At 71.1% G+C, this 21621-nt stretch carries 22 protein-coding genes; 12 read left to right on the top strand and 10 right to left on the bottom strand.

Translation table 11 applies throughout. The features are described 5' to 3' along the window. Positions 1 to 97 precede the first annotated feature (97 nt). Both F0L68_RS10520 and F0L68_RS10515 read right to left on the bottom strand, forming a co-directional pair. Positions 98 to 1318 (bottom strand): acetyl-CoA C-acetyltransferase, encoded by a 1221-nt coding sequence (locus F0L68_RS10520; RefSeq protein ID WP_149849319.1) that lies wholly within the window; start codon positions 1316 to 1318, stop codon positions 98 to 100. An 82-nt stretch (positions 1319 to 1400) separates the two neighbouring features. After that, the gene (locus tag F0L68_RS10515; RefSeq protein ID WP_149849318.1) at positions 1401 to 2360 is read right to left on the bottom strand and encodes an SGNH/GDSL hydrolase family protein; all 960 of its coding nucleotides are present in this window, start codon (positions 2358 to 2360) and stop codon (positions 1401 to 1403) included. A 187-nt stretch (positions 2361 to 2547) separates the two neighbouring features. Here F0L68_RS10515 and F0L68_RS10510 point away from each other — a divergent pair, with 187 nt between their 5' ends. The 4 genes from F0L68_RS10510 to F0L68_RS10495 all read left to right on the top strand — a co-directional run bounded on the left by F0L68_RS10510 (position 2548) and on the right by F0L68_RS10495 (position 7496). Next, a complete protein-coding gene (locus F0L68_RS10510; protein ID WP_149849355.1) occupies positions 2548 to 3915 on the top strand; it encodes a cystathionine beta-synthase in 1368 nt (455 codons plus the stop codon). 209 nt (positions 3916 to 4124) lie between these two features. Beyond that, positions 4125 to 5360 carry a hypothetical protein gene (locus F0L68_RS42270; RefSeq protein ID WP_188316495.1) on the top strand — a complete coding sequence of 412 codons (1236 nt, stop codon included), beginning with the start codon at positions 4125 to 4127 and terminating at the stop codon, positions 5358 to 5360. Positions 5361 to 5425: 65 nt separating this feature from the next. Beyond that, positions 5426 to 6226, top strand: a complete 801-nt coding sequence (locus tag F0L68_RS10500; protein ID WP_149849317.1) for a hypothetical protein — start codon at positions 5426 to 5428, stop codon at positions 6224 to 6226. A gap of 109 nt (positions 6227 to 6335) precedes the next feature. After that, positions 6336 to 7496: a cystathionine gamma-synthase gene (locus F0L68_RS10495; protein ID WP_149849316.1), complete on the top strand. Its 1161-nt coding sequence runs from the start codon at positions 6336 to 6338 to the stop codon at positions 7494 to 7496. A gap of 29 nt (positions 7497 to 7525) precedes the next feature. On the opposite strand, the gene F0L68_RS10490 is transcribed toward F0L68_RS10495, so the two are convergent. From F0L68_RS10490 to F0L68_RS10475, 4 genes are all read right to left on the bottom strand, one after another. Continuing rightward, positions 7526 to 7759 carry a hypothetical protein gene (locus tag F0L68_RS10490; protein WP_149849315.1) on the bottom strand — a complete coding sequence of 78 codons (234 nt, stop codon included), beginning with the start codon at positions 7757 to 7759 and terminating at the stop codon, positions 7526 to 7528. 143 nt (positions 7760 to 7902) lie between these two features. Continuing rightward, positions 7903 to 8487, bottom strand: coding sequence for a hypothetical protein (locus tag F0L68_RS10485; protein ID WP_149849314.1), 585 nt, complete (start codon positions 8485 to 8487; stop codon positions 7903 to 7905). Between the two features lie 219 nt (positions 8488 to 8706). Then, positions 8707 to 9207 carry a transcription elongation factor GreA gene (gene greA / locus F0L68_RS10480; protein ID WP_188316494.1) on the bottom strand — a complete coding sequence of 167 codons (501 nt, stop codon included), beginning with the start codon at positions 9205 to 9207 and terminating at the stop codon, positions 8707 to 8709. Between the two features lie 185 nt (positions 9208 to 9392). Beyond that, positions 9393 to 9815, bottom strand: a complete 423-nt coding sequence (locus F0L68_RS10475; protein ID WP_223198666.1) for a DUF4307 domain-containing protein — start codon at positions 9813 to 9815, stop codon at positions 9393 to 9395. A gap of 160 nt (positions 9816 to 9975) precedes the next feature. Between F0L68_RS10475 and mca the strand changes: the two genes are divergently transcribed. The 3 genes from mca to F0L68_RS10460 are packed head-to-tail and all read left to right on the top strand — an operon-like array spanning position 9976 to position 11847. Next, complete coding sequence (gene mca / locus F0L68_RS10470) at positions 9976 to 10857, top strand: mycothiol conjugate amidase Mca (RefSeq protein ID WP_149849311.1); 882 nt, start codon at positions 9976 to 9978, stop codon at positions 10855 to 10857. Then, positions 10854 to 11228 carry a hypothetical protein gene (locus F0L68_RS10465; RefSeq protein WP_438672267.1) on the top strand — a complete coding sequence of 125 codons (375 nt, stop codon included), beginning with the start codon at positions 10854 to 10856 and terminating at the stop codon, positions 11226 to 11228. The genes mca and F0L68_RS10465 overlap by 4 nt, the downstream gene beginning before the upstream one ends. A gap of 7 nt (positions 11229 to 11235) precedes the next feature. After that, positions 11236 to 11847, top strand: coding sequence for a nucleotidyltransferase domain-containing protein (locus F0L68_RS10460; protein ID WP_149849310.1), 612 nt, complete (start codon positions 11236 to 11238; stop codon positions 11845 to 11847). 263 nt (positions 11848 to 12110) lie between these two features. Here F0L68_RS10460 and F0L68_RS10455 read toward each other — a convergent pair whose 3' ends face one another. Beyond that, entirely contained in the window at positions 12111 to 12527 is a 417-nt protein-coding gene (locus F0L68_RS10455; RefSeq protein WP_223198665.1) for a Uma2 family endonuclease, read from the bottom strand. A gap of 118 nt (positions 12528 to 12645) precedes the next feature. On the opposite strand from F0L68_RS10455, the gene F0L68_RS10450 reads away from it, so the two are divergent. Together F0L68_RS10450 and abmR are read left to right on the top strand one after the other, a co-directional pair. Beyond that, entirely contained in the window at positions 12646 to 14646 is a 2001-nt protein-coding gene (locus F0L68_RS10450) for a thioredoxin domain-containing protein (protein WP_149849309.1), read from the top strand. 247 nt (positions 14647 to 14893) lie between these two features. After that, entirely contained in the window at positions 14894 to 15496 is a 603-nt protein-coding gene (gene abmR / locus F0L68_RS10445; RefSeq protein ID WP_149849308.1) for an ATP-binding transcription factor AbmR, read from the top strand. A 104-nt stretch (positions 15497 to 15600) separates the two neighbouring features. Here the strand turns inward: abmR and trhA are convergent, their stop codons facing one another. Further along, positions 15601 to 16278: a PAQR family membrane homeostasis protein TrhA gene (trhA, locus tag F0L68_RS10440; protein WP_149849307.1), complete on the bottom strand. Its 678-nt coding sequence runs from the start codon at positions 16276 to 16278 to the stop codon at positions 15601 to 15603. A gap of 170 nt (positions 16279 to 16448) precedes the next feature. On the opposite strand from trhA, the gene F0L68_RS10435 reads away from it, so the two are divergent. Further along, positions 16449 to 17213, top strand: a complete 765-nt coding sequence (locus F0L68_RS10435) for an isoprenyl transferase (protein ID WP_438672268.1) — start codon at positions 16449 to 16451, stop codon at positions 17211 to 17213. A gap of 89 nt (positions 17214 to 17302) precedes the next feature. On the opposite strand, the gene F0L68_RS10430 is transcribed toward F0L68_RS10435, so the two are convergent. Next, positions 17303 to 17584, bottom strand: coding sequence for a hypothetical protein (locus tag F0L68_RS10430; protein ID WP_149849305.1), 282 nt, complete (start codon positions 17582 to 17584; stop codon positions 17303 to 17305). A 301-nt stretch (positions 17585 to 17885) separates the two neighbouring features. Continuing rightward, on the bottom strand, positions 17886 to 18269 hold the full coding sequence (locus F0L68_RS10425) for a hypothetical protein (protein ID WP_223198664.1): 384 nt from the start codon (positions 18267 to 18269) through the stop codon (positions 17886 to 17888). A 244-nt stretch (positions 18270 to 18513) separates the two neighbouring features. Here F0L68_RS10425 and F0L68_RS10420 point away from each other — a divergent pair, with 244 nt between their 5' ends. Together F0L68_RS10420 and phoH2 are read left to right on the top strand one after the other, a co-directional pair. Beyond that, entirely contained in the window at positions 18514 to 19767 is a 1254-nt protein-coding gene (locus tag F0L68_RS10420) for a DUF2268 domain-containing putative Zn-dependent protease (protein WP_149849304.1), read from the top strand. Positions 19768 to 20180: 413 nt separating this feature from the next. Further along, the gene (gene phoH2, locus F0L68_RS10415; protein ID WP_149849303.1) at positions 20181 to 21557 is read left to right on the top strand and encodes an RNA 5'-3' helicase PhoH2; all 1377 of its coding nucleotides are present in this window, start codon (positions 20181 to 20183) and stop codon (positions 21555 to 21557) included. The last annotated feature ends 64 nt before the right edge of the window (positions 21558 to 21621 follow it).

The following is a 21621-nucleotide window of genomic DNA, read 5'->3' as shown; positions in this document are numbered from 1 at the left end:
GCCGGCCGCGCGGGCATGACGCGACTTTCGGTGATTGACCGCGTACACAACGAGAACGGCCCCCGGCGGTGCGCCGGGGGCCGTCTGGTTCACCTGATCAGCTCAGTCGTTCGAGCACCATGGCCATGCCCTGGCCACCGCCGACGCACATCGTCTCCAGGCCGAACTGCTTGTCGTGGAACTGGAGCGAGTTGATCAGCGTGGTCGCGATCCGCGCGCCGGTCATGCCGAACGGGTGGCCGACCGCGATCGCGCCGCCGTTGACGTTCAGCTTGTCCAGGTCGACACCGAGGTCCTGGTAGGACGGGATCACCTGGGCGGCGAACGCCTCGTTGATCTCGACCAGGTCGATGTCGTCGATCGTCATGCCGGCCTTGGCCAGCGCCCGCTTGGACGCCTCGACCGGGCCCAGCCCCATGATCTCCGGCGAGAGGCCGGTGACGCCGGTCGACACGATGCGCGCGAGCGGCGTGATGCCGAGCTCCTTCGCCTTGGTGTCGCTCATGATCACCAGCGCGGCCGCGCCGTCGTTGAGCGGGCAGCAGTTGCCTGCGGTGACCCGGCCGTCGGGCCGGAAGACCGGCTTGAGCGTGGATGTCTTCTCGTAGTTCACGCCGGGACGGGGGCCGTCGTCGGCCGAGACCACGGTGCCGTTGGGCAGCGTCACCGGGGTGATCTCGCGCTGCCAGAAGCCGTTGGCCAGCGCCTTCTCGGCGAGGTTCTGCGACCGCACGCCGAAGTGGTCCATCTCCTCGCGGCTGATGCCCTTGCTCAGCGCCAGGTTCTCCGCGGTCTGGCCCATGGCGACGTAGATGTCGGGCACGCCGCCGTCCTGGCGCGGGTCGTGCCAGGAGTCCGCGCCCTGCTCGGCCACGGCCGCGCTGCGCGCCTCGGCGTCGGCGAACAGCGGGTTGTGCGTGTCCGGCCAGCCGTCCGAGTTGCCCTTGGCGAACCGCGACACGGTCTCGACGCCTGCACTGATGAACACGTCGCCCTCGCCGGCCTTGATGGCGTGCAGCGCCATCCTGCTGGTCTGGAGGCTGGACGCGCAGTAGCGGGTCAGGGTCGTGCCTGGCAGGTTGTCGTAGCCGAGCAGCACCGCGACGACGCGGGCCATGTTGAAGCCCGACTCGCCGCCGGGCAGGCCGCAGCCGAGCATCAGGTCGTCGATCTCGGCGGGGTCGAGCTGCGGGACCTGGGCCAGCGCGGCGCGGATCATCTGCGCGGTCAGGTCGTCGGGGCGGATGTCGACGAGGGAACCCTTGCCCGCGCGCCCGATCGGCGACCGGGCGGCGGCGACGATGACAGCCTCAGCCATTACGGAACTCCTTTGTTTCACCGCAACGATGCCAGCAGCGTAGTGAACCGTGTCTCCCTCCAGGATGGCTGGGAGACGACCGTCACGACGGGATGAGCGGCGAATCCTGTCGCCGATTCAACCGGTTGAGCCACGCGATCGCCTTCGTCGTCGGCCGGTTGGCCTCCGCGGTCGCCGACCGGCGGGGCAGCGCAGGCAGCGGCCCGCCGCTCCACACCCCGGCCACGCTGCACAGCGGCGCCAACAGCACCGCGGCAGCGGCCTCGTAACCCGCCGCGTTCGGGTGGAACCGGTCCGGGCTGAACAGCTCGCCCGGCCTGGCCAGGAACTCCGGCGACAACAGGTCCGCGAGCGGCACCGGTGTCCCGCCGACCTCGTCGACGGCCCGCCGCTGCGTCCGACCGAGCGTCAGGCTCCACGTCCTGGCCACCGATCGCAGCGGCTGCGGGATCGGCAGGATCGCGCCGAGGTCGGGGCACGTGCCGACGACCACGCCGACACCCGCCGCGCGCAGCCGCTCGACCTCCGTGGCCAGCATCCGCGCCGACGACCTGATCGGGATCGTGTCCGTCACGTCGTTCGCCCCGATGATCACCAGCGCGACCTCCGGCGGCACCGGCGGCGTCCCGTCCGCCCGCTCGGCCAGCGCGCCGTCCACCTGTCCCGCCAGGTCGGGTGTGGTCGCGCCGCTGATCGCGTACGTCGTCAGCAGCACCGGCCGCTCGGCCTCCTCGGCCAACCCGACGGCCAACAGCACCCCGGGCAGCTCCCGCTCGGACTCCACCCCGACACCCGCCGCCGACGAGTCGCCGAACACGCCGAACCGCAGCGGCGTCGGCCCGTCGTGCTCGCCGAGCGGCACCGGCCCGGTGCCGTCGGGCAGGTACACCCCGTCCGCGTGCAGCGGCGGATCCTCCGGCACTCCGATCACCAGCCTGGCCCGCTTCGACTGCTCCATGAACAGCCCGTAGGCGACCCCGGACAAACCCCCAAGCGCCCCGGCGGTGAGCACCACCGACCGGACCGCGCGAAACCCCGTCACTGCCGAACCTCCCCCAGTCGTCAGTTGGTCAGTGCAACCTGCTTTCGGACACAGGTCATTCCCGGTCGCACTGATTCGCTGATGGGTAGATAGTCCGTTACGGGAGCGGGCCGACCAAGATCGGGGTCAGGGCGCGCGGGCGGAGGTTACGCTCTGCCCATCGTCTCGCTACGTGGGAAGGACTCCGGTGGAGTACGTCGAGCACGTCGTCGACCTGGTCGGTAACACCCCGCTGGTCAAGCTGGGTTCGCTGACCGAGGGGCTGTCCCCGTTGGTCCTGGCCAAGGTCGAGTACCTGAACCCTGGCGGCAGCGTCAAGGACCGCATCGCGCTGCGCATGATCGAGGCGGCGGAGCGCTCCGGCGAGCTGAAGCCCGGCGGCACGATCGTGGAGCCCACCTCGGGCAACACCGGTGTCGGCCTGGCGCTCGTCGCCCAGCGCCGCGGTTACAAGTGCGTGTTCGTCTGCCCGGACAAGGTCAGCGAGGACAAGCGCAACGTCCTCAAGGCCTACGGCGCCGAGGTCGTGGTGTGCCCGACCGCGGTCGCGCCGGAGCACCCCGACTCCTACTACAACGTCTCCGACCGGCTGGTCAGGGAGATCCCCGGCGCCTGGAAGCCCAACCAGTACTCGAACCCGGAGAACCCGGCGAGCCACTACCACTCCACCGGTCCGGAGCTCTGGCGGCAGACCGAGGGGCGGATCACGCACTTCGTGGCCGGCGTCGGCACCGGCGGCACGATCTCCGGCACCGGGAAGTACCTCAAGGAGGTCTCCGGCGGCCGCGTGCAGGTCATCGGCGCGGACCCGGAGGGCTCGGTGTACTCCGGCGGCTCCGGCAGGCCGTACCTGGTGGAGGGCGTCGGCGAGGACTTCTGGCCGGACGCCTACGACCGGTCCATCTGCGACGAGATCATCGCCGTGTCCGACGGCCACTCGTTCGACATCACCCGCAGGCTCGCCCGCGAGGAGGGGCTGCTGGTCGGCGGCTCGTGCGGGATGGCGGCGGCCGCCGCGCTGCGGCTCGCCGAGCGGTGCGGCCCGGACGACGTGATCGTCGTGCTGCTGCCCGACGGCGGTCGCGGCTACCTGTCCAAGGTGTTCAACGACACCTGGATGTCCACCTACGGCTTCCTGCCGCCCGCCGCCGGCACGACCGTCGGCGACGTGCTGCGGCGCAAGGACGGCACCATGCCGCAGCTGGTGCACGCCCACCCGAACGAGACCGTCGCGGACGCCGTGGCGATCCTGCGGGAGTTCGCCGTGTCGCAGATGCCCGTGGTCAACGCCGAGCCGCCGGTGATGGCCGCCGAGGTGTCCGGGGCCGTCAACGAGCGCGACCTGCTCGACGCCCTGTTCACCGGCAAGGCCCAGCTGGCCGACCGGCTGGAGCTGCACATGTCCCCGCCGCTGCCGACCATCGGCGCTGGCGAGCAGGTCAGCGCGGCCATGGCCGCCCTGTCGCACGCCGACGGTGCGCTGGTGCTCGAGGACGGCAAGCCGGCAGGCGTGGTCACCAGGCAGGACCTGCTCGGCTTCCTCGCCGGTCGCTGAGCCGTCGCGGAAACCTTCGCGGAAACCTTCGCCGAGCCCGTGGTTGGCTGGTCCTGTCGGTGTCACCGGACAGGACCAGCCGGGCCGGGCGCGGGGCGCTGACCTGTTGTTCGTCAGGTTGTTATGGGTGCGGCGGTGCTCCGAGTGGGCTACCGCGATAGCGTTGGCCGAGACGTATACCACCATGCCCATAGGGGGTCGGAAACCTGATGAGCGCTCCGCAGCCGCCGCAGGACGCGAGCGGTAACCCGCCGCAGGAGCAAGCACAGGGCGGAGCGCCGCAGGCCGCGCCGCCGCCAGATGCCACCCAGGTGGTGTCGCACGGCCAGCAGCCGCCCGCGCCGGTCAACCCCGACGCCACCCAGGTCGTGTCGCCCGGCCAGCACTTGCCCCCGGTGGCAAACCCGGACGCGACGCAGGTCGTCTCGGCGGGCCAGCAGCCGGTCGCGCCGGTCAACCCGGACGCCACCCAGGTCGTGTCGTCCGCCCAGCGCGCCGCCGCCGGGGTCAACCCCGACGCGACGCAGGTCGTGACGCCCGGCCAGCAGCCCCAGTTCGGCGCGCCGTCCGGCGGCTTCCCGGCCCAGCAGCCGAGCTTCCCCGGCGCGGGCCAGCAGCCGCAGTTCGGGCAGCAGCCGGCCTACGGCCAGCCGCAGGCTCCCCAGTTCGACCAGCAGCAGGCCTACGGCCAGCAGCCGGGCGGATGGCCCGGCGCGCAGCAGGCCGCCCCGCAGCAGCAGCCGTGGGGCGCGGCGCCGCAGCAGGCGGCCCCGTACGGACAGGGCGCGCCCGCGTTCTCGGTGGGCGGTGGCGCAGCAGGCGGCAAGGGCCTCGCGCTCACGGCCGCCATCCTGGCCGCCTTCTTCGGCGTGCTCGTCGGCATCCTGGTCGCGGTGGACTGGTCGGACTACGCGAGCGCGGCCGACACCCTCAAGAGCGTGCAGGAAAGCGCGGCGAAGTACGGCGTCAAGGTCCCGACGCCGACGCTGGGTGGGGCGTTGATCTTCTACCTGATCCTTGAGCTCGTCGGCGCGATCGGCCTGCTCGTCGGTGGCGTGCTGATCTTCCTCAAGAAGTCGATCGGCTCGTTCGTCGCCGCAGGCGGCGCCGCCGTGCTGCTGCTGATGGCGATTCTCGTCGGCGCGCAGTACAGCTTCAGCGGCCGCTCGGTCCTCTACATCATCATCGCGCTGGTGGTCGCCGCCGTCGCGATGCTGCCGCAGACCCGCCAGTACCTGGCCGGCGGCTCGGCCACCGGCCAGCCCGCCCCGGCCTACGGCGCGCCGCAGGGCGGCTTCGGCCAGCCGCAGCAGCCCTACGGTCAGCCCCAGCAGCCCTACGGCCAGCAGCCCGGCTACGGGCAGCAGCCCGGCGGGTACCCGCAGCAGCCGCAGCAGCAGCCGCAGCAGGGTGGCTACGGGCAGCAGCCGCCGCAGCAGTGGTGACGACCTGAGTACGGACCTGCGAGACAGCACGCCGAGTTGACGTAGCTGGCAGCACAATGCAGGTCATGACATACCCACCGCAGCAGCCCCCGGCCGGTTGGCCGGGGGCTGTCGGCTATCCGGAGCCGGTGCGCAGACCGTCCGGTGGCCTCGCCATCACCGTCGCGGTCCTGGCCACCGTGCTGTTCCTGGTCGAGACCTACTTCGCCGTGGTCACTGCGGACACGGTCTTCCACCTCGGGATCTTCGGCTGGAACGTCGACGGCGAGTCCGCAGGCACGCTCGACTACTTCCTGTTCGGGCTCGAGATCGTGATCCTGCTGCTGATCGGGGCCGGCGCGATCATGGCGTTCGGCCGCAAGTCGATCGGCGCGACCCTGCTGGTGGTCGCCACGGGCCTGTCGCTGGCCAACTTCGGCTACGCGATCGTCCGGACCGGTGGCGAGGTCCTCCAGTTCGGGGCGATCTTCGAGTACAACCCCTTGTCCGGGTTCTTCGAGGTCCTTGATCTGCTGCTCACCATCGCCGTGCTCGTCCTCGCGGTGCTGCCGGCGACCCGCCGCCAGCTCGGGAACGCCCGCCCGCAGCAGCCTGCCGGCGGCCAGCAGCCGCCCTACGACCAACAGCCGTACGGCTACCCGTCGCTCGGCGGCTACGCGCCCCAGCAGGCCGAGTACCCGCCGCCGCAGCCCGAGTACCCGCCGCAGCAGGCCTATCCGGCCCAGCCCGGCTACGCGGCCCAGCCCGAGTACCCGGCTCAGCCCGGCTATCCCGCCCAACCGGGCTACCCGCCCCCGTCGGGCGGCTACGCGCCGCAGCAGCCCGGGTATCCGCCGCAGCAGGGCAATCCCCCGCAGCAGTGGTGAGTGTGGTCCGAACGCGACGAACGGATCCGCCGTCGGGGCACGCGCACGCCAAGCCCCATCGGACTTTCGCAGGTGGGCAACTGTCCACTGCGGTCGTAGGCTCTGAACCATGACCGACAGCGCCGCCTCGTTCGGCTTCGAGACCAGGGCAATCCACGCGGGCCAGGACCCTGACCCCGTCACCGGGTCGGTGATCGTGCCCATCCACGCCACCTCCACCTACGCGCAGGACGGCGTCGGCGGCCTGCGCGGGGGCTACGAGTACTCCAGGACGGGTAACCCGACCAGGACCGCGCTGGAGGAGTGCCTCGCCTCCCTCGAGGGCGGCAGGCATGGCCTCGCGTTCGCGTCCGGCATGGCCGCGACCGACGTCGTGCTGCGGTCGGTCTGCCGGCCAGGTGACCACATCGTGATGGCGAACGACGCCTACGGCGGCACGTTCCGGCTCATCGACAAGGTGTTGCGGCACTGGGGCATCGAGCACACCCCCGTTCCGCTGACCGATGTGGACGCCGTGCGCGCCGCGATCCGGCCCAACACCAAGGTGATCTGGGTCGAGACGCCGACCAACCCGCTGCTCAACATCGCCGACATCGCGCTGCTCGCGCAGGTCGCCCACTCGGCGGGCGCTCGCCTGGTGGTGGACAACACCTTCGCGACGCCCTACCTCCAGACCCCGCTCGAGCTCGGCGCCGACGTGGTGACGCACTCCACCACCAAGTACATCGGCGGTCACTCCGATGTGGTCGGTGGCGCCGTCATCACCAGCGACGACGAGTTGGCCGAGCAGTTCGCGTTCCTCCAGAACGGCGCCGGCGGCGTGCCAGGCCCGTTCGACGCGTGGCTGACGCTGCGCGGCATCAAGACGCTCGGCGTCAGGATGGACCGCCACTCGGACAACTCCGAGCGGATCGCGGAGGCGTTGCAGCGCCACCCGAAGGTCACCAAGATCTACTACCCCGGCCTGCCGGAGCACCCCGGCCACGAGGTGGCGGCCAAGCAGATGCGCCGCTTCGGCGGCATGCTGTCGTTCCTGGTCGAGGGCGGCGAGGAGGCGGCGCTGCGGGTGTGCGCCCGCACCAAGCTGTTCACGCTCGCCGAGTCGCTCGGCGGCGTCGAGTCGCTGATCGAGCACCCCGGCAGGATGACGCACGCCAGCACCGCTGGCTCGCTGCTCGAGGTGCCGGCCGACCTGGTCCGCATCTCGGTCGGCATCGAGTCCGCCGACGACCTGATCGCGGACCTCACGGCCGCGCTCGACACGGTCTAGGAGCGTTCAGCCGGGGGTGTTCGCGGCCGTCACGGGCCGAGGACGCCCCCGGCCTGCTCGACCTTGCGTGGCGCCGGCGGCAGGTCGCGGTGGTCGAGGCAGCCCCCGACCAGCTCGACGACGCCGTCGCGCTTCACGTAGTGGCCTGGGTCGCTACAGCCGGCCTGGGCGACGGTGAAGACGGCGGCGCCGGTCAGTGCCGCCGCCGTGGTCAGCGCCCCGATCAGCGGGAGCACCGCGGCGACGCGCCCGACGAGTGCCATGCCACCTCCGCAGAGTTCTTCGCGCGTTCTTGGGGATCGGCGTCACAGGGGGCCAGCACGGCGTCACGTCCTGTTGTCGCTTCGATCACTACGCCGAGGGTACCCGCACGCGCACGCCGAGTCCCACCCCTCGAAGGCACTGCTTACGGGTGGTAGCGGGCGGCCATCTTGACGATGGTCCCGTCCGGCCCGAAGAAGATCTTGGGCGCGGACAGGGCGTTCCGCATGACGTAGGCCGCAAAGCCCTCGCGGCTGCACGGGATGGCGCCGAGCCCGTCGGGGCCAAGCTTGAGGCCGTTCTCTTGGCCGCCGCAGGAGAGCGGGGCGAAGAACGTCGCGTCCGGGGCCAACCGCGCGGAGTGCTGCTGGCCGCCGGGCACCGGCTCGGCGGCGCTGTCGTCGGTCGGCGTGTGCACCATGCGGGCGTCCCGCCACTGCACGACGCCGCTGTTCATCGAGATCATCCAGGCCACCGGCACGTCGGCAGGGCGCACGGCGGGCGGCTTCGTCGGCGTGCCGACCGGCGCGACCGTCGCCGGCGCGGCGGCCGCACTCGGCGCCGCCTGGCTCGACGAACTCGGTGCGCTCGACGCGCTCGCGGAACCCGACGAACCCGACGCGTTCGCGGCGATCGCCACGTCGGCCGTGTTGCGCGCCCCGCAGCCCGCGCTGGCCAGCACGGCGGCCGCGCCCGCCGCCACGAGCAGTATTCGCCCGATTGCCCTCATGTCCCAGACCCCCAGTGTTTCGACGCCCACGTGGTTTCGACGCCTACGTGCAGAAGGACGGCTGTCCAGCGCCCAGGTTGCCCTAGTGCCCGGCGTCGCACCGGTGTTCGGGCCGATCCGGCCCGGCCACGACGCACGACGGCCCCCGGCGGCGGTCGGAAGCCCGATCGTCGGCGGGGGCCGGGGTCGTGCGCGGCGATGCGCCGCCGACCAGAAGGCTCAGGCGGCCTTGTAGGGGACGGCCTTGATCAGGGTGACCTTCTGGGAGTTGCCGTTGGGCAGCTCGTACTCGCGGGTGTCGCCGTCCTTGGCGCCGAGCAGCGCCTTGCCCAGCGGCGAGTTGGGCGAGTAGACCTCCATCGCCCCGTGCGCGCCCTCCTCGCGGGTGGCCAGCAGGAACTCCTCGGTCTCGTCGTCGCCCTCGTAACGCACGGTCAGCACCATGCCCGGCGCGGCGATGCCGTTGGTGGTCGGCGCCTCGCCGACCTTCGCGGCCCGCAGCAGCTCCTGGAGCTGGCGAATCCGCGCCTCCTGCTTGCCCTGCTCCTCGCGGGCGGCGTGGTAACCGCCGTTCTCCCGAAGGTCGCCTTCCTCGCGACGCGCGTTGATCTCCGCAGCAATGACCGGGCGATTTTCGATCAGCTCGTCCAGCTCGTGCTTGAGCCGGTCGTAGGCTTCCTGTGTCAGCCAGGTCACCTGGTTCTCGCTCACGGTCACCAACTCCTCGTCTTACTCCAGGCCCACGGCTGTGGACTGGCAGCTCCCGGTCCACTTACGGCCCGGAACGGAAAAACACGGCCCGCCAGGGGCCGTGCTGCACCGTGAGAATAACACGCAGGCCGGGGTCAGCGGCCTTCGTTTCGCCTGCTGAGCCGCCTGAAACCCGCAGATCACCCGCTTGGCCGCTAGTTTTTGCCCAGGTACGCGGGTACCTGGTAAGAGCACCCGAATACTTCCCCTGTCGTGGGCCTGCCCGAGGTGTGCACGACCGTGCTGGCCGGCACGGAACCGTTGCCCGGCGGGATATACACCTCGCGCCGGCCGCCCTCGATACCGTCGTCGGTGCGGGCCCGCACGATGCACACGGCGGGCCGTTCCGGTTGGTCCCTGGTGACAACGAACGTGACCGCCACCGAGTCGCCGCCGCTGGTGTCGAACGACGTCACCGTCGTCTCGATCGGCTGCGGCCCGAGGTTGCGGTAGGCCACGACGGCGACCACCGCGCCGACGACCACGCCGACGCCGAGCAACACCCACCGCGTCCACCGGCCGCCGGAGCGCTTCGCGCGCGAGCCGTAGCGGTCGGCGAGCACGTCGCTCTGGGTCACGGCGGTTCCGCCTCCTTCGGCGCGAGGTGGGGTCCGGCCGACCGCGTCGCGGGGCCGGCGGGAACAATGGGGTGGTAGGTCCACGTTGAGTATCCCCGGGGCGGCGTTGCCCCATCCGGTGGGGCTGGACATTGCGAATCAGAGAGGGACCGCGTCGGTCATGGTTGAGAAGCTGCGCCTGATGGCGGTGCACGCGCACCCCGATGACGAGTCGAGCAAGGGCGCGGCCACGATGGCCCGCTACGTGGCGGAAGGCCACGAGGTCATGGTCGTGAGCTGCACCGGAGGGGAGGCCGGCAGCATTCTGAACCCGGCCATGGACCGCCCCGAGGTGCTCGAGAACATGGCGGAGATCCGCCGGGGCGAGATGGCCAGGGCCGCCGAGATCCTGGGTGTGTCGCACCACTGGCTCGGCTTCGTCGACTCCGGGCTGCCCGAGGGCGACCCGCTGCCGCCGCTGCCGGACGGCTGCTTCGCCGTGGTGCCGCTCGAGGAGTCCACCGAGGCCCTGGTCCGGGTGATCCGCGAGTTCCGCCCGCACGTCGTCACGACCTACGACGAGAACGGCGGCTACCCGCACCCCGACCACATCCGCTGCCACGAGGTGTCCGTCGCCGCGTTCGAGGCGGCAGGCGACCCGGACCGGTTCCCCGATGCCGGCGAGCCGTGGCAGCCGCTGAAGCTGTACTACTCGCACGGGTTCTCCCGGAAGCGGATGACGCTGTTCCACGAGGCGCTCGAGGCCGCCGGCATCGAGTCGCCCTACGGGGAGTGGCTGGCCAACTGGCCCGCCGACCGCCCCGACGTGATGGAGCGCGTCACGACCAGGGTCGAGTGCGCGGACTACTTCGAGGTCAGGGACGAGGCGCTGAAGGCGCACGCCACCCAGATCGACCCGACCAGCCGCTGGTTCGCGGTGCCGCTGGAGATGCAGCGGGAGCTCTGGCCGACCGAGGAGTACGAGCTGGCCAGGTCGCTGGTGGACAGCACGCTGCCCGAGGACGACCTGTTCGCCGGGCTGCGGGAGAAGGTGACCGCGTGATCGCGTTCGGGCCCGGCGGCGCCGGTCTCGCGGGCCTGCCGGCGCCGGTGGCCGTCGCCGACACGATGCCCGTCGTGCTGGCGGTCAAGGACCCGGAGCCCAAGGACAAGGGCGGACAGGGCGAGGACTTCGGCAAGTCCTCGCCGGTCGGCCTGCTGCTGCTGATCGTGTTCTTCGTCGCCGTGATCTTCCTGATCCGGTCGATGACCAAGCACCTCAAGCGGGTGCCGGCGAGCTTCGACCCGCCGGAGGACGACGCGCCTGCCGCCGAGGCGTCGGCCGAGGCGACGGCCGAGGCGTCGGCCGTCGCCGCGTCGAGCGCGACCTCGGACGCGCCCGAGCCGGACGGCGGCCCGAAGAAGGAGGCGTAGCCCCGACGTGGTGGACGACGAGGACTTCGACAGCTGGTACGGGCCGTGGGCACGCCTCGACCCCGAGGCGGTCGCCGGGCTGTTGGCCGACCTCGACGTCGACTGGTGGGTGTCGGGCGGCTGGGCGGTCGAGCGGTTCACCGCCGTGCCGAGGGAACACCACGACATGGACGTCGGGGTGTTCGCCGACGACCTGGCCGAGGTGCTGGCCTGCCTCGGCGGCACGCACCAGGTGTGGGCCGGGGGCGGCGGCGCGCTGCGCCCGCTGACCGACCCGGCCGACCTGCCCGACTGGGCCGACCGGCTGTGGGTGCGCGAACGCGCGGACGCGCCGTGGCAGCTGGACATGGGGCTGACCCGCCGCTGGCAGGACCAGTGGGTGTACCGCCACGACCCGACGGTCACCATGCCGCTGGCCGAGGCGACCTGGACCAGCAAGGGCATCCGCTACCTGCGTCCCGAGATCGTGCTGCTGTCCAAGGCCCGCAGACCGGACGCCCCGCGCGGCAAAGCCGACCTCGCCGCGATCGTGCCGTGGCTGGACGCGCGCGCCAGGCAGTGGCTGGCCGACCGCCTCGGCAGCCTGGACCCGCAACACCCCTGGCTGGCCCGGTTGTAGTCCGTGGAGGCGCGGTCAGGACCCGCAGGAGATCACGCAGTCGGCATCCGGAAGGACCGCCTGCGGAGCAAGGGGCCGAACAGCGCCGAGCCCGGCCTGCCGCGCGACATGACTCAGATCGCGCCGAGGTCGAGTTCGATGGCGAACGGCAGGGTGGCCCTGATCGTGCCGGTGAACACCTCACCGTCCCGGTAGTCTCCGCGGGCCGGATCGAGGACGTAGGTGTACACCACGGGGACGCCGGTCGCGGTCTGCTCGATCCTTCAGTAGGCCGGAATCGCCGCCTTGGCGTACTGATCCACCTTCACGACCCGATCCGTGGTCTCGGAGCCAGGTGAGACCACCTCGACGACCAGCAACACATGCTCAGGGCGGGTGGGGACGATGTCGATGGTGTCGGCGCGGTAGACCACAACGTCCGGTCGGCGGTTGGTGAGCGGTACGTCCCGAAGGCGGACGTCGAAGTCCGTGTCGACGTTCCACTCTGGTCCGCCCGCAGCGTCCAGCGCGTTCGCCAGCATCCGGGCCAGGCGGTTGTGCCGCTTGGGAGCACTGGGACTCACAACGACCATCCCGTCCACGATCTCGATGCAGGCGCACTGCTCCTCGGACCAGGAGTCGTACTCCTCTGCGGTGATCTGGGCGTGCATCCATGCAGGGACGATCATCTCAGCGCTCATGTCGTACCTCCCCTCAGCCTGCTCGACTGGCCGGGCGCCACGGCACAAGCGTAGGGCCCACAGTCGCCTCGGGCGTCACGGGAAGTCCGGGCGTTGTCGTCCCTGTGATACTGGCTTCATGGTGAATCGACTGGCGCACGCCCAGTCCCCGTACCTCCTCCAGCACGCCAGCAACCCCGTTGACTGGTACGAGTGGGGAGAGCAGGCGATGTCCGCGGCAAGACAGCGGGACGTGCCCATTCTTCTTTCCATCGGCTACGCGGCCTGCCACTGGTGTCACGTGATGGCGCACGAGTCGTTCGAGAACGACGCCATCGCCGAGTTCATGAACCGGCACTTCGTCAACGTCAAGGTGGACCGCGAGGAGCGGCCCGACGTCGACGCCGTCTACATGGAGGTCACCCAGGCCATGACCGGCCACGGCGGCTGGCCGATGACCTGCTTCCTCACCCCGGACGCCGAGCCGTTCCACTGCGGGACCTACTACCCGCCGACCCCGCGCCCCGGCATGCCCGGCTTCCTCCAGCTGTTGACCGCGGTGACGGAGGCCTGGACCGACCGGGGCGACGAGGTGCGCGCCGCGGCCGCGCAGGTCATCGAGCAGCTCGGCGAGGCCGCCACGCCGTTGCCGGAGTCCACTGTGGACGATGAGGCGTTGTCCGGCGCGGTGGTCTCGCTGCTCGGCGAGTACGACCGCAGGCACGGCGGATTCGGTGGCGCGCCGAAGTTCCCGCCGTCGATGGTGCTGGAGTTCCTGCTGCGCCACCACGAGCGAACCGGGTCGGTCGACGCGCTGGCGATGGCCGAACAGACCTGCGCCGCGATGGCCGGCAGCGGCATGTACGACCAGCTCGCCGGCGGTTTCGCGCGGTACAGCGTCGACGCGGGTTGGGTCGTGCCGCACTTCGAGAAGATGCTCTACGACAACGGTTTGCTGCTGCGCGTCTACACGCACCTGTTCCGCCGCACCGGAAACGTGCGGTTCCGCGAGGTGGTCGAGGACACCGCCGAGTTCCTGCTGCGCGACCTGCGCACGCCGCAGGGCGGCTTCGCCGCCTCGCTTGACGCGGACACCGACGGCGTCGAGGGCCTCACCTACGCGTGGACCCCGGCGCAGCTGGCCGACGTGCTCGGCCGGGACGACGCGGCCTTGGCCGGAGAACTGTTCGGGGTCACCGAGCAGGGCACCTTCGAACACGGCAGCTCGACGCTGCGACTGCTCGCCGAGCCGACCGACCCGCAGCGCTGGCGGGACATCCGCGCGCGCCTGCTGGCGGCCCGCGCCACCCGGCCGCAGCCCGCGCGGGACGACAAGGTGGTGACCGCCTGGAACGGCCTGGCCATCGCCGCCCTCGCCGAGGCCGGTGTCCTGCTCGGCAACGACAGCTGGACGGCCGCGGCCGGCGACGCCGCAGGCCTGCTGCTGGACCTGCACGTGGTGAACGGCAGGCTGCTGCGCACCTCCCGGGATGGCGTGGCCGGCACCGCCGCCGGCGTGCTGGAGGACTACGGCTGCCTGGCCGACGGATTGCTGGCGCTGCACCAGGCCACGGCCGAGCCGCGCTGGCTGGACGCGGCCTGCGCGCTGCTGGACACCGCCGTGGCGCGGTTCGCCGGCGAGGCGGGGGGCGCGTTCCACGACACCGCCGACGACGCCGAGGCGCTAGTCCGCAGGCCGTCCGACCCGACGGACAACGCGAGCCCGTCCGGGGCGTCCGCGCTGGCCGGAGCCCTGCTCGCCGCGTCGGTGCTGGCCGGTCCCGAGCGCTCGGGCGGCTACCGCGAGCTGGCCGAGCGCGCGGTGGCCAGGTCGGGGGTGCTGGCCGCGCGAGCGCCACGGTTCGCCGGCCACTGGCTGAGCGTGGCCGAGGCGCTGCGCGGCGGTCCGGTCCAGGTCGCCGTCGTCGGTGCGGCCGACGATCCCGCCCGCGCCGAGCTGTACGCCGCCGCGGTGTCCGCCGTGCCCGGTGGTGCCGTCGTGGTGGCCGGCGAGCCGGACGCGGCGCCCCTGTTGGCCGACCGCCCGCTGGTGGCCGGCCGCGCCGCGGCCTACGTGTGCCGCGGCTACGTGTGCGACCGCCCGGTGACCGAGGTGGCGGACCTGATCGCGGCCCTCTGACGACAGCGCCGCAGCACTGAACTGGGGCTGAGCTGGGACTCAGCAGTCCTTCGCCCGGTCTTCGCTGCGGCGCAAACGTTTGCTTCGGACTTCGAGCCTCGGATTTCGGACCTCGCCGCCTTCGCGTCCGCCCCGTGTCCGCCCCCAGTGAACGCGCCTCGACAACCGTCTCTTCAGGCGTAACGTGAGTTGAAGGGTAATCATGTAATCAACGTTGCTGGAGGCGACGATGTACGGGCGTTTCGAGATGACGGGGCGTACCAGTCGCGGCTGGGGCGGCCCTGGTGGGCACGGCGGCGGGCGCGGTCGCGGCAAGGGCGGCTGGCAGCAGGCTGACCTGCCCTCCGCCGAGGATGCGGCCGGCTGGTTCGCCGGGCGGCTGCCCGACGGCTGGTTCACCGGCGCACCCGAGGTGGTCGTGGACCGGGAGGAGATCCTGGTCGTCGGCGAGCTGCCCGCGCTGGAGGGCGAGTTCGCGGACGACGCGGGCCGCGCGGCGGCGGAGACCGGGCGGATCAGCCGGTACCGCGAGCAGACCCGCGAGGAGCGGATCGAGATCGCCAGGCAGGCCGAGCACCGCTACGGCCGCAAGGTCGCCTGGGGCGCGCGGCTCGGCGGGTCAAGGGAGCTGTTCACCACGCTGTCCGTGCCGGTGATGACCCGGCTGCGGCAGCCGGAGCGGCTGGTGCTGGACACCCTGGTCGACGCGGGCATCGCCAGGTCCCGCTCCGAGGCGCTGGCCTGGGCTGTGCGCCTGGTCGGCGAGCACGCGGACTCCTGGCTCGGTGAGCTGCGCGAGGCGATGAGCAAGGTCGACGAGCTCCGCAAGGAGGGGCCGGACCTCGGCTGAGCTGACTCCGGCCGAGCTGGCTGAACCGGCTGAACCGGCTGAAGGCCCATACCGTCGCCTTTCGACGGTATGGGCCTTCGCCGTTTCGGGCAGCCGAGGTCAGGTCAGGAGTACATCGCGAACCAGATCGCGACGTAGTGGCAGATCGCGGCGAGCACGGTCGCCGCGTGGAAGAACTCGTGGTAGCCGAACACCTTCGGCCAGTGGTTCGGCCAGCGGGTCGCGTAGAACACCGCGCCGACCGTGTAGAGCAGGCCGCCTGCGATCAGCAGCACGAGGGCGGCCACGCCGGCGTGGTGCAGCAGCTCGGGAAACACGAACACGGCGACCCAGCCGAGCGCGATGTAGAACGGCACGCCGACCCACCTCGGCGCGTGCGGCCACGCCAGTTTCAGGGTCACGCCGCCGAGCGCGCCGATCCACACCGCGATGAGCACCACGCGGCCGGTGTCCGGCGGCATCGCCAGCAGCGCGAACGGCGTGTAGGTGCCCGCGATGAACACGAAGATCATCGAGTGGTCCAGGCGCTTCATCCAGGTGCGCGCCTTCGCGCTCGTCCACGCGCGACGGTGGTAGAGCGCGCTCACGCCGAACAGGCCGACGACGGTCGCGCCGTACACCGACGTGGCGAGGGCGGCCCTGGCCGACACCGTGGACGCGGCCAGCGCGATCAGCGCGGCGCCGGTCGCCACGGAGACGATGAACGACCAGAAATGCAGCCAACCGCGCAACCGCGGCCGGAGGTCCGGTGAGGGCGGTGGCGGAAGCGTCGGGGCGGTCACGGTCGCGAGGTTACGTGACCGTAGGTTCACTCGTCAGCGCCCTGGGACCCGCAATTGTGGACTTAACCGGCTGGTCTCCCAGCTGTAGCGCGGGTTACGGCCCAGGTGGACGCGGCGGGTGAGCTTGGCCACCCGGCGTACGCTGTTCGGACGTGGGTCCTCGTGCGCTGGTGAACAAGCTGATCTATCGGGTCTATGAGTGGCGACTCGGGTTGCAGTTGGAGGGTGTCGAACGACCCCGCCACGTCGGCCTGATCATGGACGGCAACCGTCGGTGGGCCAGAGAGGCCGGGCTGACCGACGTGGTGGACGGCCATCGCGCCGGCGCCCGCAAGATCGTCGAGATGCTCGGCTGGTGTCGCGAGTCCGGCGTCGAGGTCGTGACCGTCTGGCTGCTGTCCACCGACAACCTGGTGAACCGGCCGCCGGAGGAGCTTGGTCCGCTGCTGGACATCATCGGCGACATCGCCGACGAGCTGGCCGAACCGGGCAATCCGTGGCGGGTCAGGCATGTCGGCGCGCTCGACCTGCTGCCGACGGAGACCGCGGCCAGGGTGTCCGCCGCCTCGCTGCGCACCGAGGGCCGGACGGGCATGACCGTCAACGTCGCGGTCGGCTACGGCGGCCGGCAGGAGATCGCCGACGCGGTCCGCAAGCTGCTCCAGCAGCACGCCGAGGCCGGCACGACGATCGAGGAGCTGGCCGAGGTCCTCGACGTCGACCACATCGCCGAGCACCTGTACACCTCGGGCCAGCCCGATCCGGACCTGGTCATCCGGACCTCGGGCGAGCAGCGGCTTTCCGGATTCCTGTTGTGGCAGTCGGCGCACTCGGAGTTCTGGTTCTGCGAGGCCTACTGGCCGCAGTTCCGCCGGGTCGACTTCATGCGCGCGCTTCGCGACTACGCCTACCGGCACCGCCGTTACGGCTCCTGACCTTTTGGGACCACATACGCGTGGGACCGCATACGCGAAGGGCCGCCGGAACAGGTTCCGGCGGCCCTTCGACTGCGTGTCGGGCTGGATCAGCCGTTGCCCTGGCCGCCGCCAACGATGCCGCCAGCGGCACAGTTGTGCGTGATGGACGGCGAGTTGATCGGCACGGCCGCGCCGAGCACGCCGACGTTGTTGCCGCAGACGCCGAGCACACCGTTGACGTTGTTGCCGTTGAGCACGTTGATCAGCGAGTGCGGGTGCCAGCCCTCGTGCGTGCGGGCACCGTCGTGGGCGTCGGCCGCGAACGCGGGGGAGCCGAGCATCATCAGGCCGGCCGCTGCGGCGGCGATAACGCCTGCCTTCTTCAGCACTTGAATCTCCTTCTGTCGGGATTTCCCCGTCAATTCCGGACTCCTCGGGGGAATTCCGGGGTGGGGCCCTCGACACGAAAAGCTACCGTCGTCCAACCCCTGATGCGACCGTTCTGACACCATCGTGTGACGCTCGGTCGGTGGAACTGTCGAGTGGAACTCGGGCAGTGACGGGACCCCACCGCATTCGGTGAACAATGCGGGTGAAACAATGCCGCGAAAATATGCACGAAAAACGCGCGACGGAGTCACCGGAACCGGTTCCGGTGACTCCGTCGCGCGGATCAGCTGTGGGGCTGGGTCAGCCGTTGTCGGCGCCGCCGCCGATGATGCCGCCTGCGGCGCAGTTGCCGGTGATGGACGGCGAGTTGATCGGCACCGCCCCGCCGAGCACACCGACGTTGTTGCCGCAGGCGCCGCCGACGAGGTTGATGTTGTTGCCGTTGCCGGCGTCGAGCAGCCCCATCGGGTGCCAGTGGAAGTGGTGCTCAGGCTCGGTGCCTTCGTTACCGGGCTCCGTCGTCGGCATCACGACCGGCGCGATCGCCGGGGGAGCGGCCGCGGTGGTCGGGACCACCGGTGCGGCGGCACAGGCGTCCATACCGCAAGCGAATGCCGGGGATCCGGCCAACATGATGCCCGCCGCAGCGGCGGCGACAACGGCTGCCTTCTTCAGCACTTCCACACTCTCCTTGGATTTGGGGTAATACCCGTACGGTCAAAGACCCCCACGGAGGGCACTCCGGACAGGGAGGTCATCGCGGCGAAAAGCTACCCGTTATCAACCCGTGACGGGATGTGTCTGACACCATTGTGTGATGGTTTGGTCGCGCGCTGTCGCCTGTTTCGGTGTTTTCCCACTTTCGCTCCCGGCGATCACTCCCGACCTATGGTAGAAGCGCCGTCGCGGCTCGTAGGCTCCCCTGTTCATGGACGGCAACCAGCTCGTTCGCGAATACCAGTTGCTCGGGCTGCGGTTCGACCGGCTGACGCCGGGAGTCGTCGACTCCTACACCGGCGACCCCGCGCTGCGGCGGCTGGTCGACAACGAGTCGGCGCCAGCGCCCGCCGCGCTGGCCGCCTCGGCCAGGTCGCTGCGCCGCGAGCTGGCGGGCGCCGACCTCGCCGAGGCGCGACGGCGGTTCCTCGACGCCCACCTGGCCGCGCTGGAGTGCGCAGGCCGGAAGCTGGCTGGCGAGCCGATCGGCTTCGTCGACGAGGTGCGGTCGTACTTCCAGACGACCATCACGCCGGGCGACCAGGACGCGTACCGGCAGGCGCACGCCGACCTCGACGCGGTGCTGCCCGGCGGCGGCCCGCTCCGCGAGCGGCTCGCCGACTTCCGCGCCCGCGACGAGATCCCGCCGCGCAGGCTCGCCGGCTGCGTGCACGCGGTGTCCAGCGCGCTGCGGGACCGGGTGCGCGGCCTGGTCGGCCTGCCGGAGCGGGAGATCGTCGAGTACCAGGTGGTCGCGGACAAGCCGTGGAGCGGGTTCAACTACTACCTCGGCGACTTCCGGTCGAGGGTGGCGATCAACGCCGACGTCGGGCACCGGATGTCGAACCTGCCACACCTGGTGGCGCACGAGTCCTACCCTGGCCACCACACCGAGCACTGCCGCAAGGACGCGGGCCTGGTCGGCGCGCTCGGGCACGGGGAGCAGGCGATCTTCCTGCTGAACACCCCGCAGTGCCTGGTCGCGGAGGGGCTGGCCGACCTCGGCCTGCACGCCGTGGTCGGGGCGGGCTGGGGCGCCTGGACCGAGGGGATCATGGCCGACCTCGGGCTGTGGATGGACGGCGAGCTGGCCGAGACCGTCGAGCGGGCCGCCGGCGCGCTGCTGTCGGTCCGGCAGGACGCCGCCCTGTTGCTACACGACCGGGGCGTCGACCAGGACGACGTGATCGAGTACCTGTGCCGGTGGCTGCTCGTCCCGCCGAGGCGGGCCAGGCAGCTGCTGCGGTTCGTGGCCGACCCGCTGTGGCGCGCGTACACGACGACCTATGTGGAGGGCTACCGCCTGGTCAGGGCCTGGCTGGACGCCCGACCCGCCGGGGAGTCGTTGATCGAGCGGTACCGCAGGCTGCTGGACGAGCCGCTCGTGCCAATTACGCTTCGGGAGGAAATTTCCGAGGGCGTCCGGTGGCTGCCGTCGAACGGTCGAGCCGGTTGCGCCGGCTGACCGATCCGCGTGCTCCGGTCAGGCCCTCGCCGCTGACCAGCGCAAACACCGCTCACCCCGGTCGAGGGTCAGCCGGGAGAGGCGGCGGGTGACCCGTGGTGACCAGTTGTCGGCCGGCTGGCGACCCGGTGACGAATTGACGAATCACCTGTGTGGCTGCCTGCCGAGTCGGCGTGACCGCAGGTAGCGTCCGCAGTGGTGGGTCGTGTCCGAAGCGATTCGCCCCGGGAGGCCCTGGTCGTGGGTGCACATGTCCGGACGGTGACACCGTCCACGACGCACGCGAGCGGGCCGGCACCCGGCCCTAGAGGTCGGTAGGCCCGCACCGAAGGTGCGGGAACCACAGACCAACCAGGGCGGTGCCTGGCCCAGCGAGGAGCGGACGCGGGTGCCGCGTTCGTCAGGGAGTTGCCGTGACTGCACGACGTCCCGCGAGCCGGTCCTCAGGCTCATCCCGTAGCACCTCTCGGCGCAGTAATGCGCCAACAACCCGCACATATGTTGTGGACACCTCGGTGCTGCTTTCCGACCCACTGGCCGCCACGCGCTTCGCGGAGCACGCCGTCGTGCTCCCGCTCGTGGTGATCAGTGAACTGGAGGGCAAGCGGCACCATCCCGAACTGGGCTGGTTCGCCCGAGAGGCGCTGCGCCTGCTCGACGACCTGCGGTTGCGGCATGGTCGGCTGGACTCCCCGGTACCCATCGGTGACCTCGGAGGCACCCTGCACGTCGAGCTCAACCACTCTGACCCGGAGGTGTTGCCCCCAGGTTTCCGTACCGACTCCAACGACGCGCGCATCCTCGCCTGCGCGCTGAACCTGGCCGCCGAGGGCAAGGCGGTCACCCTGGTCACCAAGGACATGCCGCTGCGGGTCAAGGCGGGCGCCGTCGGGCTGGACGCCGACGAGTACCGCGCGCAGGACGTGACCCCGTCGGGGTGGACCGGGATGGTCGACGTCGAGGTGCCGCAGCAGGTCGTCGACACGCTCTACAAGGAGGGCGTCGCCGACCTCGCCGAGTTCGACCTCGCCGAAGCCGACGGGCTGCCCTGCCACACCGGCCTGCGCATGCTGGCCGGCACGTCGAGCGCGCTCGGCCGGATCACCCAGGACAAACAGGTCCGGCTGGTCAGGGGCGACCGCGAGGCGTTCGGCCTGCACGGTCGCTCCGCCGAGCAGCGGATCGCCCTTGACCTGCTGCTCGACCCCGACGTCGGCATCGTCTCGCTGGGCGGGCGGGCCGGCACGGGCAAGTCGGCGCTCGCGCTGTGCGCGGGCCTCGAGGCGGTGATGGAGCGCCGGCAGCATCGCAAGGTGGTGGTCTTCCGGCCGCTGTACGCGGTCGGTGGCCAGGAACTCGGCTACCTGCCCGGCTCGGAGAGCGAGAAGATGCAGCCGTGGGCCCAGGCTGTGTTCGACACGCTCGGCGCGCTGGTCAGCCAGGACGTCGTCGACGAGGTGATCGATCGGGGCATGCTGGAAGTGCTGCCGCTGACCCACATCCGGGGTCGGTCGCTGCACGACTCGTTCGTGATCGTGGACGAGGCGCAGTCGTTGGAGCGCAACGTCCTGCTCACCGTGCTGTCGAGGCTGGGAGCCGGCTCGCGGGTGGTGCTCACGCACGACGTCGCGCAGCGGGACAACCTGCGCGTCGGCCGGCACGACGGCGTGGCGGCCGTGATCGAGAAGCTGAAGGGGCACCCGCTGTTCGCGCACGTCACGCTGACCCGCTCGGAACGGTCGCCGATCGCCGCGCTGGTCACCGAGATGCTGGAGGACTACGCGAGCTGACCTGAGAGCCGCACGACCCACTCCGGCCCGGCGCGGCGTGCGCCGGGCCGGAGTGCGTCAGAGC

Source organism: Solihabitans fulvus (assembly GCF_008386585.1).
GTDB classification, from domain to species: Bacteria; Actinomycetota; Actinomycetes; order Mycobacteriales; family Pseudonocardiaceae; genus Solihabitans; species Solihabitans fulvus.
This window is presented reverse-complemented; position numbering and strand designations above follow the sequence as displayed.